This window comes from Spiribacter pallidus (genome assembly GCF_040838495.1).
In the GTDB taxonomy this organism is placed as follows: domain Bacteria; phylum Pseudomonadota; class Gammaproteobacteria; order Nitrococcales; family Nitrococcaceae; genus Spiribacter; species Spiribacter pallidus.
Genome location: NZ_JBAKFM010000001.1, coordinates 429,049 through 445,421, shown reverse-complemented (window position 1 = coordinate 445,421; position 16,373 = coordinate 429,049). Strand labels below are relative to the sequence as shown.

Annotated in this window: 15 protein-coding genes; all 15 read left to right on the top strand. The window is 66.9% G+C overall.

What is annotated here, in order from left to right; all coding sequences use genetic code 11:
- Window positions 1-209: 209 nt before the first annotated feature.
- Genes mraZ through ftsA form a run of 15 tightly spaced genes read left to right on the top strand, consistent with a single transcriptional unit; the run spans window position 210 to window position 16,371 of the window.
- Window positions 210-662, top strand: coding sequence for a division/cell wall cluster transcriptional repressor MraZ (gene mraZ / locus V6X73_RS02160; RefSeq protein WP_367957959.1), 453 nt, complete (start codon window positions 210-212; stop codon window positions 660-662).
- Between the two features lie 11 nt (window positions 663-673).
- Window positions 674-1,612, top strand: a complete 939-nt coding sequence (gene rsmH / locus V6X73_RS02155) for a 16S rRNA (cytosine(1402)-N(4))-methyltransferase RsmH (RefSeq protein WP_367957960.1) — start codon at window positions 674-676, stop codon at window positions 1,610-1,612.
- Entirely contained in the window at window positions 1,609-1,902 is a 294-nt protein-coding gene (ftsL, locus tag V6X73_RS02150; RefSeq protein WP_367957961.1) for a cell division protein FtsL, read from the top strand. Before rsmH ends, ftsL begins: the two co-directional genes overlap by 4 nt.
- Entirely contained in the window at window positions 1,899-3,620 is a 1,722-nt protein-coding gene (locus V6X73_RS02145) for a peptidoglycan D,D-transpeptidase FtsI family protein (protein WP_367957962.1), read from the top strand. Before ftsL ends, V6X73_RS02145 begins: the two co-directional genes overlap by 4 nt.
- Window positions 3,620-5,110: a UDP-N-acetylmuramoyl-L-alanyl-D-glutamate--2,6-diaminopimelate ligase gene (locus V6X73_RS02140; protein WP_367957963.1), complete on the top strand. Its 1,491-nt coding sequence runs from the start codon at window positions 3,620-3,622 to the stop codon at window positions 5,108-5,110. The genes V6X73_RS02145 and V6X73_RS02140 overlap by 1 nt, the downstream gene beginning before the upstream one ends.
- Entirely contained in the window at window positions 5,107-6,468 is a 1,362-nt protein-coding gene (locus V6X73_RS02135; protein WP_367957964.1) for a UDP-N-acetylmuramoyl-tripeptide--D-alanyl-D-alanine ligase, read from the top strand. The genes V6X73_RS02140 and V6X73_RS02135 overlap by 4 nt, the downstream gene beginning before the upstream one ends.
- Complete coding sequence (mraY, locus tag V6X73_RS02130) at window positions 6,459-7,541, top strand: phospho-N-acetylmuramoyl-pentapeptide-transferase (RefSeq protein WP_367957965.1); 1,083 nt, start codon at window positions 6,459-6,461, stop codon at window positions 7,539-7,541. Before V6X73_RS02135 ends, mraY begins: the two co-directional genes overlap by 10 nt.
- A 14-nt stretch (window positions 7,542-7,555) precedes the next feature.
- On the top strand, window positions 7,556-8,905 hold the full coding sequence (gene murD, locus V6X73_RS02125) for a UDP-N-acetylmuramoyl-L-alanine--D-glutamate ligase (protein WP_367957966.1): 1,350 nt from the start codon (window positions 7,556-7,558) through the stop codon (window positions 8,903-8,905).
- A complete protein-coding gene (gene ftsW / locus V6X73_RS02120) occupies window positions 8,898-10,097 on the top strand; it encodes a putative lipid II flippase FtsW (protein ID WP_367957967.1) in 1,200 nt (399 codons plus the stop codon). Before murD ends, ftsW begins: the two co-directional genes overlap by 8 nt.
- Window positions 10,094-11,170 carry an undecaprenyldiphospho-muramoylpentapeptide beta-N-acetylglucosaminyltransferase gene (murG, locus tag V6X73_RS02115; protein ID WP_367957968.1) on the top strand — a complete coding sequence of 359 codons (1,077 nt, stop codon included), beginning with the start codon at window positions 10,094-10,096 and terminating at the stop codon, window positions 11,168-11,170. Before ftsW ends, murG begins: the two co-directional genes overlap by 4 nt.
- Window positions 11,167-12,597, top strand: a complete 1,431-nt coding sequence (gene murC, locus V6X73_RS02110) for a UDP-N-acetylmuramate--L-alanine ligase (protein ID WP_367957969.1) — start codon at window positions 11,167-11,169, stop codon at window positions 12,595-12,597. The genes murG and murC overlap by 4 nt, the downstream gene beginning before the upstream one ends.
- Window positions 12,594-13,490, top strand: coding sequence for a UDP-N-acetylmuramate dehydrogenase (gene murB / locus V6X73_RS02105; protein ID WP_367957970.1), 897 nt, complete (start codon window positions 12,594-12,596; stop codon window positions 13,488-13,490). The genes murC and murB overlap by 4 nt, the downstream gene beginning before the upstream one ends.
- Complete coding sequence (locus V6X73_RS02100; RefSeq protein WP_367957971.1) at window positions 13,480-14,421, top strand: D-alanine--D-alanine ligase; 942 nt, start codon at window positions 13,480-13,482, stop codon at window positions 14,419-14,421. Before murB ends, V6X73_RS02100 begins: the two co-directional genes overlap by 11 nt.
- Complete coding sequence (locus tag V6X73_RS02095) at window positions 14,418-15,143, top strand: cell division protein FtsQ/DivIB (protein ID WP_367957972.1); 726 nt, start codon at window positions 14,418-14,420, stop codon at window positions 15,141-15,143. Before V6X73_RS02100 ends, V6X73_RS02095 begins: the two co-directional genes overlap by 4 nt.
- On the top strand, window positions 15,133-16,371 hold the full coding sequence (gene ftsA / locus V6X73_RS02090) for a cell division protein FtsA (RefSeq protein ID WP_367957973.1): 1,239 nt from the start codon (window positions 15,133-15,135) through the stop codon (window positions 16,369-16,371). Before V6X73_RS02095 ends, ftsA begins: the two co-directional genes overlap by 11 nt.
- Window positions 16,372-16,373 lie beyond the last annotated feature (2 nt).

Sequence of the window (16,373 nt, the reverse complement as noted above, 5' to 3'; positions counted from 1 at the left end):
TTCCCTTAAATCAATGTTTTCAAACCGTATTTTTGGGCGCTGATCGCCGGGCTTGACCGGCGCTCGGCAAGTTTCTGTAAGTATCTGTCCTGTTGGGAAAAATCCGATGTCTGTCGGGTTGACGTCGTGATATTTGCTGTCTAAAGTGTGGTTCAAAGTGGGAAGAAGTGGTGGAAAATGGTTTCCACGGGTCGAACAGGGGATAATGCGTGTTTCGTGGTGTCACCCACATCAACCTGGATGCAAAAGGCCGCATAGCATTCCCCAGCCGTTATCGTGAACGGCTGACGGGGCTTTGCGACGGGCAGCTGGTTGTGACCGTCGACCGGGATCACTGTCTTCTTGTCTATCCCTTGCCCGAATGGGAGCACATCGAGCAAAAGCTGGTGCGGCTGCCCAGTCTGAATCGCGCCGCGCGCCGGCTGCAGCGTCTGCTGATCGGTCATGCCACCGAGTGTCAGCTCGATGGCAATGGCCGGATCCTGCTACCCGCCCCGCTGCGCGAATTTGCCGGTCTGGATAAACACACCGTACTGATCGGGCAGGGCAACAAATTTGAGCTCTGGGACGAGGCGTCCTGGACCGATCGCAGAGATGAATGGCTGGAGGAGGCGGCCGGCTCGGAAGAGCTGCCCGCCGATCTTGAGTCGTTGTCATTGTAAGGGGTCGGTATATGCAGGCATCCGCAGCCCATCATCCAGTCATGCTGGAGCAGGCCGTGCAGGCAATGGCACCCGAGCGGGGCGGTGTCTTTATCGATGGCACCTACGGCCGCGGCGGCCACGCCATGGCCCTGATCTCGCGTCTGGATGAGACGGCCTGCATCTGGCTGGTCGATCGCGACCCCGAGGCCATTGCCGTTGCCAGGCAGCGGCATGGCAGCGACCCCCGCTGCCACATCCTGCAGTCGAGTTTCGCCCATCTGGGCAGCCATCTGCGCGCAGCGGGCCTGGCCGGTCAGGTTTCGGGGATCCTGCTCGATCTGGGGGTGTCCTCGCCGCAGCTGGATGACGCGGCCCGCGGATTCAGTTTTCTGCGCGACGGCCCCCTGGATATGCGGATGGACAATAGCCACGGGCCAACCGCTGCCGAGTGGTTGAGCGGGGTCGGCGAGCAGGCGCTGGTGTCGGTGATTCGTCGCTATGGCGAGGAGCGCTTCGCCCGTCGGATCGCCGCGGCCATCGTCAAAGCCCGTGATGCCGGTGAGTTGCCCGGCACAACCACCGGGCTGGCAACCTTGATAGCCAACGCGGTGCCGCGGGCCGAGCCGGGCCGTCACCCGGCCACCCGGACCTTCCAGGCGTTGCGTATCCATCTCAACGGCGAGCTCGAGGCACTCGATGCCCTGCTCGCCGAGGTCTGTGACCTGCTTGGGCCGGGCGGGCGATTGGTGGTGATCAGTTTTCACTCGCTCGAAGACCGGCGGGTCAAGCGCTTTATCAACACCCACAGCCAGGTTGGCGATCTGCCCCCGGGGGCCGGGGCGGTGCCCCGGGAGAAGCAGCCCAGACTACGGCGGCTCGGGCGGGCCCATCGACCGGATGATGATGAGATTGCGGCCAACCCGCGGGCGCGGAGTGCGGTGATGCGGATCGCGGAGCGTCTGCCATGAGCCGGCAATGGGTCTGGCTGGTCACATTGGGGGCGCTGGTGCTGAGCTCGGCGGTTGCGGTGGTGTCGGTCAAGCACCAGAGCCGCGGGTTGTTCGTCAAACTCGAAACCCTGCGGGACGAGCGGGATGCCCTCAACACCGAGTGGTCTCGCCTGCGTCTGGAACAGGGCGCATTGGCCACCAATGCTCGGGTCGAGCGGCTGGCCCGGGAAGCCCTGGGGCTGCGGCAACCCGATGCCACGACCCTGGTTTTGCTCGAACCCGATTCAACAGCGGGTGAGCGCCCATGAGCGGCGAGAATCGCACGCCTCTGGTACCGCCCTGGCGGCGGGCTGTCGTGATGCTGGCGCTGCTTGCACTGCCCGTGGCGTTGCTCGCCCGGGCGGTGTCATTGCAGGTGTTGGAGGGCGATTTTCTACAAGGCCAGGGGGATCAGCGTCATCTGCGCGTCGAGCAGCTCTCTGCCCATCGGGGCGGCATTTATGATCGCCATGGCCGGCCACTCGCCATCAGTGCGCCGGTGGAATCCATCTGGGTCGACCCCGGCATGTTGCTGAATGCCCCGGGCGAGGGCGCGATTGATCGCATTGCCGAGGTCCTGGGGCGCGATCCGGCGGCGCTCACCCAACAAATCGAGGCCCGGACGGCGCGAGAGTTTCATTACCTGCGCCGCCACGTCGACCCGGCAGTGGCCGAGCGGGTGGCCGCGCTGGATTTGCCGGGTGTCTACCTGCAGCGCGAGTATCGGCGGTTCTACCCCGCCGGCGAGGTCACCGGGCATGTGCTCGGTTTTACCAATATCGACGATCGCGGCCAGGAGGGTCTGGAGCTGGCCTATGACGACTGGCTGGCGGGCCAGCCCGGGGCCAAGCGCGTCCTGCGCGATCGGCTGGGGCGCAACATCGAGGATGTCGAGCGACTGCGTGAGCCGCAACCTGGCCGGGATCTGACGCTGACCCTCGACAAGCGCCTGCAGTACATCGCTTACCGCGAACTCAAGGCCGCGGTCGAGCGTTTCGATGCGGCGGGCGGTTCGGTGGTGCTGCTGGATCCGGACAGCGGCGAGATCCTGGCGATGGTCAATCAGCCGGCGTTCAATCCCAACCGCCGCTCGGATATTACCGGTGGCCGCTACCGCAACCGGGCGGTCACCGATGTCTACGAGCCGGGCTCGGTTATTAAGCCCTTCACCATTGCTGCGGCGCTGGCGGCCGGGGCGGTGACGCCCGAGACCAAGATCCAGACCTCGCCGGGTGTCACTCGGGTGGCCGGTGAGCAGGTCGAGGATATTCGGGATTTCGGCGAACTCACCGTCACCGGGGTCTTGAAAAAGTCCAGCAATGTCGGCGCCGTGGACATCGCCATGGGCCTCGAGCCCGGCACCCTCTGGCGCCAGCTCAATGAATTGGCCTTCGGCCGGCCCACCGGTGTGGCCTTTCCTGGCGAGGCCGCCGGGCATCTATCGGCGATGCCCTCGAGGCGTCCATTCGAGCGAGCCACGCTTGCCTTTGGCTATGGGCTCTCGGCGACCACCCTGCAGCTGGCCCGGGGCTATGCGGCGATTGCCGCCGATGGTCGGTTGCCGATGCCCCGGCTGATCCAGGACCAGCCCGCCGAGCCGCCCCAGCAGGCCATGCCCGCAGAGCTGGCCGCCACACTGCGCGAGATGCTGGTGTCGGTCACCCGTCCGGGGGGCACCGCCACAAACGCCGCGATCCCGGGCTATGCGGTGGCCGGCAAGACTGGCACCAGCCGCAAGGCCGTTGCCGGGGGCTATGCCGCAGGTCGCTACGTCTCGACGTTTGCCGGGATGGCACCGGCCGACGATCCCCGCTTTGTCGCCGTGGTCACCATTGATGAGCCAGGCGGCGGGGATTACTACGCGGGCATTGTGGCGGCGCCGGTATTCCAGTCGCTGGTGAGCAGCGCCTTGCGGCTGCACAACATCCCACCGGATGCCGCGCCGGACGATCAGGCGCTGACCATTGCCCGGGGAGGCGACCGGTGATGACCGAGAGGCCGCTCAATCAGTTGCTATCGGCGGCGGGCCTCGCCGGGGCGGCGGCGGAAACCGTCTCGGGGGTGAGCATCGACTCGCGCGATGTCACACCGGGCGGGCTTTTCATGGCCCTGGCCGGCGCCCGGGCGCATGGTCTGGATTATCTGCAATCGGCGCTGGATGGTGGTGCCCAGGTGGTGCTCTGGGAGCCCGCCGAGTCCATCACCGAGTCACAGGTAGACGAGCAATGCCGGCGAACGGGTGCCCGGGCCATCCGGGTGCCGGGGCTGCGCCAGCTAGCCGGCGAGATTGCCGCCGCCTTTTACGATGACCCCGGGCGAGCGCTTGCTCCCATTGCGGTGACGGGGACCGATGGAAAAACCTCGGTGACCTGCTACGCCGCCCAGCTGCTCGAGGCCGCGAACGGGCCAACGGCGGTCATCGGCACGCTGGGTTGGGGACGGCCCACGGCGCTGGCCGAGGCCGGGTTGACCACACCCGATGCGGTGACGTTGCAGCGACAGTTGGCCGAGTTGCGGCGATCGGGCTTCCAGCGGGTGGTCATGGAAGCCTCGTCCCACGCCCTGGATCAATATCGCCTGGATGCCGCGGCCATCGAGACGGCGGTCCTCACCCATGTCGGACGGGATCACCTGGATTATCACGGATCGCAGGCCGCCTATCGCCAGGCCAAGGCGCGGCTTTTCGGCCTGCCGACGCTGCGCCGACGCGTCCTCAATCTCGACGACTCCACCGGACGCCGTCTGGCCCGGATGACCGATGCACCGGGGGTCTGTCTGACCTACGGCAGCGATGCCGAGGCCGATCTGCGGTTGCTGGATGTTGTGGCCCGGCCGGATGGACTGTCGTGCCGGATCCAGGGCAGGCAAGCGGCGTTTGAGGTCGATCTGCCGCTGCTGGGTCGATTCAATGCGATGAATGTACTCGCGGCGCTGACGGCGGTGGCCGGTGCGGACATCGATGCCAGCTGGCGTGATGCGCTCTCGCGGCTCGAGCCCGTCCCCGGACGGATGGAGCGGTTTGTGGCGGGCGACGGGCCGTTGGTGGTTGTCGACTATGCCCATACACCGGGGGCACTGGCCGGTGCCCTGCAGACCCTGGCCGAGCACACCACGGGTCGGCTCATCTGCGTATTTGGCTGTGGCGGTGATCGTGACCCGGGCAAACGTCCGCTGATGGGGACGGTGGCGGCACGTTTTGCCGATGGCCTGGTCCTGACCAATGACAATCCACGCACCGAGTCACCCCAGGCCATTGTGGCCGGCATCCGCGAGGGGGTTCCGGCGGACAAGCCCTGCCGGGTGATGCTCGACCGTGCCGAGGCCATCGCCTCGGCGCTGGAGGAAGCCAGCCGCGACGATGTGGTGCTGGTGGCCGGCAAGGGGCATGAATCGATCCAGCAGGTGGGTGACCAGGCGCTGCCATTCAGCGATCGGGATGAAGTCCGGCGTCGGCTGACGGGGAGGGCCTGCGCATGAGGGAGACGCGTTTGCGCAGCCTGATCACCGAGCTTGGCGGTGAGCTCCGCGGCGAGGACGTGCGGATCACCGGGCTCGCCATTGATGGTCGCTGTGTTGGCCCCGGTGAGCTTTTCATTGCGCTGCCCGGCGAGCGGGTTGACGGCCATGGGTTTGTCGCCCAGGCCGCCGAGGCGGGTGCGGCAGCCGCGCTGGTCAGTCGCTACGTCGATCATCCGCTGCCCCAGTGGCGGGTGGATGATCCGCGCCGGCTGATGATTGAACTCGCCTGTCGGAGCCGCAGCCAGAGCCCGGCCCGGGTCATCGGTGTGACCGGCAGCAATGGCAAAACCACGGTCAAGGAAATGCTGGCAGCCATCATGGGCCGTGTCGGCCGGACGCTGGCGACCGAGGGCAACCGCAACAACGAATTGGGGGTACCGCTGACCCTGTCCCGGCTCGACCCGGCGCATCGTTATGCGGTCATTGAAATGGGCTGCGGCCACCCGGGCGATATCGGGCTGCTCGCCAGTTGGGCCCGCCCCGTGGTGGGGCTGGTCAACAATGCCGGGCCCGCGCATTTGAGTGGCTTTGGCAGTGTCGAGGCGGTCGCCCGGTGCAAGGGTGAACTCTTCGAGGCGTTGCCCGAGGCCGGCACGGCGGTGATCAATGTCGACGACCCGCATGCGGCGCGCTGGGAACAGCAGGCGGCCCACTGTCATGTGATTCGATTCGGCCTGGAGTCGGCGAAAGCGGATATCCATGGACGCCCGCTCGGCGACGGGGGGCTTCAAATCGCACTGCCCGATCAGACCATCGAGCTGCAGCTGCCGCTGCCGGGGCGTCACAACCTGGCTAACGCCGTCGCCGCGGCCGCCTCCGCCCATGCCGCCGGCGCCGACCCCGAGGCCATTGCCACCGGCCTGGCCGCGGTCAAGCCGGTGGCGGGGCGGTTGCAACGCCGGCCCGGCCGGTCGGGCAGTACCTTGCTCGATGACAGCTACAACGCCAATCCGGCGTCGCTGACTGCAGCGCTGTCGGTGCTGATCGCCATGCCCGGGGCCGCCTGGGTGGTGCTTGGCGATATGGCCGAGCTTGGCGACGAGGCCGCGGCCATGCATCGGGACGCCGGCGAGCAGGCACGGCGGATGGGGGTCGAGCGGCTTTTCTGCGTCGGGCCGTACGCCGCGGCGTCGGCCGAGGCATTCGGCGCGGGGGCCGAGCACTTTGCCGAGGTGGATTCGCTGATCGCCGCTGTCCAGGGGCAGCTAGAACGCGACGTCAACCTGCTGATCAAAGGCTCCCGCGCCGCCGGCATGGATCGCGTCGCCGCGGCACTGGCCGCGGGCGAAGCCCGGAGGGATGCGACATGCTGTTGATGCTCGCCGAATGGCTGGTGCAGTTCGATACGGCCTTTAATGTTTTCCAGTACCTGACATTCCGGGCCATCCTCGGGACGCTGACCGCATTGGGCATCGGGTTGCTTGTCGGGCCGTGGCTGATCCGTCGGCTTCAACACCATCAGGTCGGCCAACAGGTCCGATCGGACGGGCCTGTCACGCATTACGCCAAATCCGGCACCCCCACCATGGGCGGTGCGCTCATGCTCGTGGGCATTGCCGTCGGCACGCTGCTGTGGGGCGATCTGGCCAACCGACATGTGTGGCTGGTGCTGATCACCACGCTGGTCTTCGGACTGATCGGCGGGGTCGATGACTGGCTCAAGCTCACCCGCGGCAGCAGCGAGGGGCTGCGGGCGCGGACTAAGTTTTTCTGGCAGACCATCGCCGGTTTGCTGGCGGGCGCGGCCCTCTATGTCACCGCCAGCTCGGCGGTTGAGACCAGTCTGATCGTGCCGCTGCTCAAGGATGTCGCCCTGCCGTTGGGGGGGTTGATGGTGCCGCTCACCTGGTTGGTGGTGGTCGGCGCCTCCAACGCCGTCAACCTCACCGACGGGCTGGATGGCCTGGCGATCATGCCCACGGTGCTGGTCGGTGGCGCCCTGGGCGTATTCGCCTACGCCAGCGGCAACGTCAATTTTGCCGACTACCTGGGCATCCCCTATGTGGCCGGCACCGGTGAACTGGCGGTGTTCATCGGCGCGCTGGTGGGCGCTGGGCTGGCCTTTCTGTGGTTCAACACCTATCCCGCCCAGGTGTTCATGGGCGATGTCGGGGCATTGGCCCTGGGCGCCGCGTTGGGGATGGTGGCCATGGTGGTCCGCCAGGAGATCGTGCTTTTTGTCATGGGCGGCGTTTTCGTGGCCGAGACGCTCTCGGTGATGATGCAGGTGCTCTGGTACAAGCGCACCGGGCGTCGGCTTTTTCGCATGGCGCCTTTGCATCATCACTTCGAACTCAAGGGATGGCCGGAGCCGCGGGTGATCGTGCGGTTCTGGATTGTTTCTGTCGTTCTGGTCCTGGTGGGCCTGGCCACGTTGAAGCTGCGATGAACGAGGCGTCCATCATGCAGGCACAGCGGTACGAGGCGGTTGTCGTGGGGCTTGGAGCCTCCGGGCTCGCCTGCGTGCGTCAACTCATCGCTGCCCGGCGTCAGGTGGCGGTGCTGGATACCCGGGACCATCCGCCCATGGCCGAGGCCTTGCAGAGGGACTATCCGCAGGTGCCGTTGATCACCGGGCCGCTGGATGATGCGTGGCTGGCGCGCGCCGATGAGGTGGTGGTGAGCCCGGGCGTCGACCGGCGCGAGCCTGGCCTGCGCGCTGCAGTCGATCGGGGGCAGCCGGTCATCGGCGAGGTGGAACTTTTCGCCCGACAGGTTTCGGCACCGGTGATTGCGATTACCGGGACCAATGGCAAGAGCACGGTGACTCGCATGATCGCCGCCATGGCACAGGCCGATGGCTGCGATGCCGTCGCCGGCGGCAATCTGGGCCCGGCGGCTCTGGATCTGCTGGCCGCCCGGCCGGATGCCGGACTTTATGTCCTTGAGCTATCGAGTTTTCAGCTCGAGAGCACCGAGACACTCACCCCGGTGGTCGGTGCGGTACTCAACCTCAGCGCCGATCATCTCGATCGTTACGATTCGATGGCCGACTACGCCGCGGCCAAGGCGCGGATCCTGAATGGCGCGTCCACGGCCGTGCTCAATGCCGACGACCCGTGGGTCAGCGCCATGGCGCCGTCAGCGGCGGCGGTGCGCTGGTTTGGACACACGGCCGGCGCCCGTGACGGCGCCGATCACTGGCGACTGGCGATGCACAAGGGCATGCCCTGGTTTTGCCATGGCGATGTGCCGGTCATGCCGCGTCGGGATCTGCCGCTCATCGGTGGGCATAACAGCGAGAATGCCCTCGCCGCGTTGACCATCGGCGAAGCCGCCGGGTTGGGTACCGGGGCCATGGTGCAGGCGCTGCGCGCATTCGCCGGGCTGGGGCATCGCATGGAATCGCTGGGTGAGCATTGTGGCCGGCTGTGGATCAACGATTCGAAGGCCACCAACGAATCAGCCGCCGTAGCTGCGGTCGCTGGCCTCGAACGCTCGCTGGTGCTCATCGCCGGTGGCGATGCCAAGGGACAGCGGTTCGATGGGCTTGCCAGCGTGCTCGCGGATCGGGCCCGTGGCGTTGTGGTGTACGGACGCGATGCGCCGGTCCTCGAGCAGGTCCTTGCCGGGCAGGTGCCATTGCGCGTGGTGGACGATCTGCCGAGCGCAGTGGTTGAAGCGCTGCATCTGTCCTGCCCGGGGGATGCCATTCTGCTCTCGCCGGCTTGTGCGAGTCTTGATCAGTTCCGGGATTACCGCGCCCGTGGCGAGTGCTTTCGGCAACAGGTGGAGGGACTGGCCGATGGCTGACATGGCCCTTCATCCACGCCTCGAAGCCCTGCTCGGCCAGCGTGCGGGCTGGCGCGATGATCTTGATCGTCCCTTGATGGTCAGCGTCCTGATGATCCTGGGCATTGGTCTGGTCATGGTGGCATCGGCGTCGGTGGCGGTCTCCGGCGCGGATGGCGGCGGTTCGCTGGATCTGCTGTGGCGTCAGACCCTGTATCTGTTGCCCGCGGGGGTTGCCTTGCTGGTGGCGCTTCGCATGCCATTGGATGTGCTCGAGGCGCTGTCCCCGCTGCTGCTGCTTTTCGGGTTCTTTCTGCTGTTGCTGGTGCTGGTCCCCGGCGTGGGACGCGAGGTCAATGGCGCCACGCGCTGGATCCCGGTGGGCCCGGTGAATGTGCAGGCCGCCGAGGTGGCCCGGTTGTGTCTTCTGGTCTACTTCGCGGCCTTTCTCCAGCGGCACGCCACGGTGCTCAAGGGGTCGCTCCGTCCGTTGCTGCCCGCCGGGCTGGTCTTTGCCGCCACCGCCGGATTGCTGCTGGCGCAGCCGGATTTTGGCGCATTGGTGGTGCTCACCATCACGCTGGCGACGATCTTTTTCATTGCCGGGATGCCGTTGCTGCCATTCCTCGGCATCGCCGCCGCCGGGGCGGGTCTATTGACCTATCTGATCGTCTCCAAACCCTATCGACTCGAGCGCATGACCGCTTTCCGCGATCCATGGTCGGATCCATTTGACACCGGCTTTCAGCTCACCCAGTCCCTGATCGCGGTCGGTCGGGGCGAGTGGACCGGCGTCGGGCTGGGCAACAGCGTCCAGAAGCTTTTCTACCTGCCCGAGGCGCATACCGATTTCCTCTTCGCGGTGCTGGCTGAGGAACTGGGTGTCATGGGCATGACGGTGGTGATCGGCCTTTTCAGCGTTCTGGTCTGGCGGGCCTGCCGGATTGGATCGGCCAGCATTCGCGACGGCAATCTGTTTGGCGGGCTGTTGGCCTTTGGCATCGGCGTGGCGATTGCCCTGCAGGCGTTCGTCAACATGGGGGTCAATCTGGGCCTGTTGCCGACCAAGGGCCTGACCCTGCCGTTGATGAGCTATGGCGGCAGCAGCCTGGTGATGACCCTGGCCGCCATTGGTGTTTTGTTGCGTGTCGAGCTCGAACGCCGTCAGGCGGCCCGATCGGCGACAGTGCGCCATGCCGGGGGTTGGTCATGAGCGGGCAGACGGTGTTCATCGCTGCCGGCGGCACCGGCGGGCATGTGTTTCCGGCCCTCGCGGTGGCGCAGGCCCTCACCCGCCGTGGGGTCGAGGTGGTCTGGCTGGGCACGGCCCACGGGTTGGAGGCCCGCATCGTGCCCGAGGCCGGGTTGACCTTCGCGCGGCTGCCGGTCCGCGGTCTGCGCGGCAACGGACCGGTTGGCTGGCTGAAGGCGCCGCTGAGCATCCTGCGTGCCATGGTGATGACCATGGGACTGATCCGTCGCCATGGCACCGGCGTGATGCTGGGTATGGGCGGGTATGTCACCGGTCCGGCAGGTGTGGCGGCCTGGTTGTGCCGTTGCCCGCTGGTCATCCACGAGCAGAATGCCATCTCAGGCATGACCAACCGTTGGCTTGCCCGCATCGCCCGGCGGGTGTTGACCGGCCTGGGTGCGACGTTCGAGGGCAAGCCGGGCGAGTTTGTCGGCAACCCGGTTCGCCCGGATATCGCGGCGCTCGACCCACCCGGCGAGCGCTACCCACAGCACCCGCAGCCCCCGTGCGTGCTGGTGCTGGGCGGCAGCCTGGGTGCGCTGACCCTCAATCGGGTTGTGCCGGCGGCACTGGCGCGGCTGCCGGAAGCGCAGCGCCCGGTGGTGATGCATCAGGCCGGTGAACGGACCATCGATGACGCCCGCCAGGCCTACGACCAGGCCGGCGTCGAAGCGGATCTGCGCGTTTTTATCGATGATGTGGCGACAGTTTATGAACGCGCGGATCTGGTCATCTGCCGGGCCGGAGCGCTGACCGTCTCAGAGCTGGCCGCTGCGGGCCTCGCGGCCATCCTGGTGCCGTTCCCCCATGCCGTGGATGACCATCAGACCGCCAACGGCCAATGGCTTGTCGACGCCGGTGCGGCGGAGATGATCGCCAACCATCAACTCACCCCCGAGGCCCTGGCGCAGCGGCTCTCGGTGCTGTTGCCGGATCGCGAGGCACTGACCCGACGCGCCGAGGCAGCGCGTGCGCTGGGCCGTCCCCGCGCCGCCGAGCAGGTGGCGGATATCTGCCTGGAGGTGGCGGCATGAAGCAGGTCACCGCACCGATCACTGGCGCCCCGGGCGACATGGGCCAGGTGCAGCACTTGCATTTTGTGGGCATCGGCGGCGCCGGGATGGGGGGTATCGCCGAGGTCATGCTCAATCTCGGCTACCGGGTGTCCGGATCGGACCTGCGCGAGAACGCGGTGGTCGCGCATCTGCGAGGGCTGGGGGCGGACATCGCCATTGGCCATGATGCAACGCGGATCGATGCGGCGGATGCCATCGTCACTTCTACCGCGGTCACCGGGGACAACCCCGAGGTCGCAGCGGCCCGTCGCCGTCGAATCCCGATCGTGCCCAGGGCCGAGATGCTGGCCGAGTTGATGCGTTTTCGCTTTGGGATTGCCGTCGCCGGCACCCATGGCAAGACCACCACGACCAGTCTGGTGGCGAGCATTCTGGCAGAGGCCGATCTTGACCCCACCTTCGTGATCGGCGGCCGGCTCAACAGCGCCGCGAGTCACGCCCGCCTCGGGGCCGGACGCTACCTGGTGGCCGAGGCGGATGAGAGCGATGCCTCGTTTTTGTATCTCAACCCCATGATGGCGGTGGTCACTAATATCGATGCCGATCACCTGGATACCTATGGCGGCGATTTCCAGCGCCTGCGCGCGACGTTTGTCGAGTTCCTCCACCATCTGCCGTTCTATGGCCGGGCGGTGCTTTGCGACGACGACGCCGAGCTCAAGGCCATGGCCGCCGATATCGGCCGACCGGTGCTAACCTACGGGTTCGCCGACAGCGCCGATCTGCAGGCCACCGATGTCCGCGCCGACGCCGGTCGTAGTCATTTCATCCTCCGCGCCGCCGATCGCGAACCGCTTGCCGTGACGCTCAATCTGCCCGGTCGCCACAACGTGCTCAATGCCCTCGGCGCGATCGCCGTTGCCCGCTCGCTGTCAGTGCCCGACGAGGCGATCGTGCGGGCCCTCGCGGGATTTGCCGGGATCGGGCGACGTTTTCAGACCATTGGCCGGCTGCCGGTCGCCGGGGGAGAAGCGCTGCTCATGGATGACTATGGTCATCATCCCCGCGAGATCGAAGCGGTGATCGAGGCATTGCGTAGCAACTGGCCGGGCCGCCGGCTGGTGGTGGCCTTCCAGCCCCATCGCTACAGCCGTACCCGCGATCTTTTCGAGGATTTCGTCCGGGTGTTGAGCGCCGCGGATGTGCTGCTGATCAGCGAGGTCTATCCCGCCGGCGAGGCGCCGATCAACGGGGCCGATGGCCGTAGCCTCTGCCGGGCCATCCGCAATCGCGGCCAGGTTGATCCGGTCTTTGTCGAGGACATCGAAGAGCTCCAGGGACTGCTGCCCGACCGACTGTGCGCCGATGATGTGGTGATCACCCTGGGGGCGGGCAGCATTGGCTCGGTTCTGCCGTCGCTTGTCAGCGACAGGGGGGCGCCATGAACATGCTGCGGGGCCGTTTGCGGCAGGGTGTTGCGATGGCGCGCTACACGACCTGGCGGGTCGGTGGGCCGGCCGATCAGCTCTATGAACCCGCCGACGCCAGCGATCTGGGCGCTTTCATGGGCAGTGACCAGCGCCTCGAACCGCTCTTCTGGCTGGGCCTTGGCAGCAACCTGCTGGTTCGCGACGGGGGTGTCCGCGGCACGGTGATCCGGCTGCAAAAGGGGCTGGGCGCCATCCACGACCTGGGTGCCGGACGGGTCCTGGCCGAGGCCGGTGTGCCCTGCGCCAAGCTGGCGAGATGGTGCGCCCGCCAGGGCTATACCGGGGCCGGCTATCTGATCGGGATCCCCGGCACCATCGGCGGCGCACTGGCCATGAACGCGGGTGCCTGGGGGGGCGAGACCTGGCGGATAATCGAGGCGGTGGACACGGTGGATGCCACCGGTGCCAGCCGCCGACGCCCGGCAGCGGATTATCAGGCGGGGTATCGAAGCCTGCGCGGCCCGGACGATGAATGGTTTACCGCGGCGTTGTTCGCCTTTGGCACCGGGGGCGATCCGGCGGCGCTCGAATCGGAGATCCGCTCGCTTCTCGCCGAGCGGGCCGAGCGTCAGCCCACCGGCATGGCCAGTGGCGGGTCGGTGTTTCGCAATCCGCCGGGCGATCATGCGGCCCGGCTGATCGAGCGCGCGGGGCTCAAGGGGGCTCGCGAAGGCGGGGCCCGGGTCTCGGTAAAGCATGCCAACTTCATCGTCCACGAGGGCTCGGCCAGTGCCGCGGATATCGAGGCGCTCATCCAGCGGATCAGACAGACGGTCCGACAGACCCATGGCGTTGACCTGGAGCCGGAAGTGCGGATCGTCGGGGAGGCTTTGCACCATGGTCACTGAGCCGATGCCCACGGCAGCCGACATGGGACGTGTCGCGGTGATGATGGGCGGCGCATCCGCCGAGCGCGCCATCTCTCTGGCCAGTGGACAGACATGTCTCGATGCTCTGGTTGCGCTGGGGGTCGATGCCGAGGCGTTTGACCCATTGCCCCGCCCCCTGGCGGATCTGACCGCCTTTGATCGGGCCTTCATTGCGCTGCATGGGCCCGGTGGCGAGGACGGCACCATGCAGGGGGCGTTGGAGAGCCTCGATATCCCCTACACCGGCAGCGGCGTGCTGGGCTCGGCGCTGGGGATGGATAAATTGCGCAGCAAACAGATCTGGCAGGCGCTGGGACTGCCGACACCGGCCTATCGCGTGGTCACCTCCGCCGACTCGTCGGCCGCGGTGGCCCAAGCGCTGGGGTTCCCGGTTTTTGTCAAACCGCTGCGCGAGGGCTCCAGCCTGGGGACGACGCCGGTGGACCACGAGGACGATCTGGCTGCGGCGGTGGCGGCGGCCCGGCAATACGGCGAGGCCGCCCTGGTCGAGCGCTGCATTGTCGGCACCGAATACACGGTGGCGGTGCTGGGCGACGAGATCCTGCCGCCCATCCGCATCGACGTCGCCGAGCCGTTCTATGACTTCGAGGCCAAATACCGCTCCGAGGCGACACGCATGACCATCCCCTGTGGCCTGTCAGCCGAGCGTGAATCGGCCCTGCAGGGGCTCGCCCGTGACGCCTTTGCCGCCATCGACGCCCGGGGCTGGGGACGGGTGGATGTCATGGCCGACGAGCGGGGCGATTTCTGGCTGCTCGAGGTCAACACCATCCCCGGCATGACCGATCACTCGCTGGTCCCTGCGGCGGCGGCGGCCCACGGTCTGGATATGGCCACGCTGGTCTGGCGGATTCTGCTGACGAGCTGGAGGCACGGTGAAGCAACGTGAGATCGCAGTTCCGGCAAGCCCGATGGATTCTGCTGCTGCTGGCCCTGGGGCTGGGCGCATCGGGGCTGGCTTCGTGGTTGGGCGAACACTGGCAGATGCCACGCGTGTTGCCCCTGGATACGGTGCGCTTCGACGGCGAACTGGCCCGGGTGCGCGAGTCCCGACTGCGCGAGGCCCTGCGGGGGCGGCTGGATGGTGGCTTTCTGGGCGTGGAGGTGGCCGCGGTCCGGCGCGGTGTGGAGTCCCTGCCATGGGTGGCCACCGCCAGTGTCCGCCGCATTTGGCCCGATGCGCTGCAGGTGACGGTGCGCGAGCAAAAGCCCGTAGCCCGCTGGGGTGGTGTGGCGTTGATGAATACCGCCGGCCAGGTGTTCCAGCCCCGGACGCTGCCCGAGCAGCCATTGCCCGCCCTGGCGGGGCCACCCGGAAGCGCATCCAGGGTGCTGGCGCGATTTCGCGAGTTCGAGGCACTGCTCTCGCCGCTGGGTCTGCAGCCGAGCGGATTGACCCTGGACGAACGACGGGCCTGGACGCTGGAGCTAGCCGGCGGCGGGCTCATCCGCCTGGGCCGGGAGGCGGTAACCGAGCGGCTGAAGCGCTTTGTTGCCGCCTGGCCGGCCCTATCCGACGCGCAGCAAAAGCGGCTGGCACGGGCCGATCTGCGCTATCCCAATGGCTTTGCCCTGCGCTGGCAGGACGAGGACGCAGTTGATGACACGTAAACAGGAACGGAATCTATTGGTCGGACTCGACATCGGCACCTCCAAAGTGGTCGCCATTGTGGGCGAGATGCAGCCCGATGGCGCGCTGGAGGTGATCGGGATCGGCTCTCATCCCTCCCGGGGGCTGAAAAAGGGCGTGGTCGTCAATATCGAGTCCACGGTCCAGTCGATCCAGCGGGCGGTGGAGGAGGCCGAGCTCATGGCCGGCTGCCAGATCCACTCGGTGTATGTCGGCATCGCCGGCAGCCATGTCCGATCCCTGAACTCGCACGGCATCGTCGCCATCAAGGACAAGGAAGTCACCACCGGGGATGTCGAGCGGGTGCTGGATGCCGCGCGGGCGGTGGCCATTCCCGCCGATCAGGAAATCCTCCATACCCTGCCCCAGGAATACATCATCGACAGCCAGGAAGGGGTCCGCGAGCCGATCGGCATGTCGGGGGTCCGGCTCGAGGCCAAGGTCCACATGGTCACCGGCGCGGTGAGTGCTGCCCAGAACATCGTCAAATGCATCCGCCGCTGTGGCCTGGAGGTGGATGACATCGTCCTGGAGCAGCTCGCCTCCAGCTACGCGGTGCTCACCGAGGACGAAAAGGAGCTTGGCGTATGCCTAGTGGACATCGGCGGGGGCACGGCCGATATCGCCGTGTTCACCGATGGCGCCATCCGTCATACCGCGGTGATCCCCATTGCCGGCGATCAGGTCACCAATGACATTGCCGTGGCCCTGCGCACGCCGACCCAGCATGCCGAGGAGATCAAGATGCGCTATGCCTGCGCACTCTCGCAGCTGGCCGGCACCGAGGAGACCATCGAAGTGCCCTCGGTGGGTGATCGGCCGCCGCGGCGGCTGTCCCGCCAGACGCTGGCCGAGGTGGTGGAGCCCCGTTACGAAGAGTTGATTACGCTCATCCAGGCCGAGCTGCGGCGCAGCGGCTTTGAGGACCTGATTGCCGCCGGCGTCGTGTTGACCGGCGGCAGCGCCAAGATGGAAGGCGTGGTCGAGCTGGCCGAGGAGGTGTTCCACACCCCGGTGCGGCTTGGCCAGCCACAACACATGACCGGACTCACCGACGTGGTCCGCAATCCGATCTATGCAACCGGGGTGGGGCTGCTGCATTGCGGCTACCGCCACCGCAGCGAATCGCGTCCGGATCTGGGCGGCGGAACCCCCGGGTTTCGCAGCGTCTGGAACCGGATGCGGGACTGGTTCAAGGGTAATTTCTGATG

Coding starts and splice junctions, on each gene's coding strand:
- V6X73_RS02140 (WP_367957963.1), top strand. CDS start 3,620: ATGACCGAGAGGCCGCTCAATCAGTTGCTATCGGCGGCGGGCCTCGCC.
- ftsL (WP_367957961.1), top strand. CDS start 1,609: ATGAGCCGGCAATGGGTCTGGCTGGTCACATTGGGGGCGCTGGTGCTG.
- murG (WP_367957968.1), top strand. CDS start 10,094: ATGAGCGGGCAGACGGTGTTCATCGCTGCCGGCGGCACCGGCGGGCAT.
- V6X73_RS02145 (WP_367957962.1), top strand. CDS start 1,899: ATGAGCGGCGAGAATCGCACGCCTCTGGTACCGCCCTGGCGGCGGGCT.
- V6X73_RS02135 (WP_367957964.1), top strand. CDS start 5,107: ATGAGGGAGACGCGTTTGCGCAGCCTGATCACCGAGCTTGGCGGTGAG.
- ftsW (WP_367957967.1), top strand. CDS start 8,898: ATGGCTGACATGGCCCTTCATCCACGCCTCGAAGCCCTGCTCGGCCAG.
- murD (WP_367957966.1), top strand. CDS start 7,556: ATGCAGGCACAGCGGTACGAGGCGGTTGTCGTGGGGCTTGGAGCCTCC.
- ftsA (WP_367957973.1), top strand. CDS start 15,133: ATGACACGTAAACAGGAACGGAATCTATTGGTCGGACTCGACATCGGC.
- rsmH (WP_367957960.1), top strand. CDS start 674: ATGCAGGCATCCGCAGCCCATCATCCAGTCATGCTGGAGCAGGCCGTG.
- murC (WP_367957969.1), top strand. CDS start 11,167: ATGAAGCAGGTCACCGCACCGATCACTGGCGCCCCGGGCGACATGGGC.
- mraY (WP_367957965.1), top strand. CDS start 6,459: ATGCTGTTGATGCTCGCCGAATGGCTGGTGCAGTTCGATACGGCCTTT.
- murB (WP_367957970.1), top strand. CDS start 12,594: ATGAACATGCTGCGGGGCCGTTTGCGGCAGGGTGTTGCGATGGCGCGC.
- V6X73_RS02100 (WP_367957971.1), top strand. CDS start 13,480: ATGGTCACTGAGCCGATGCCCACGGCAGCCGACATGGGACGTGTCGCG.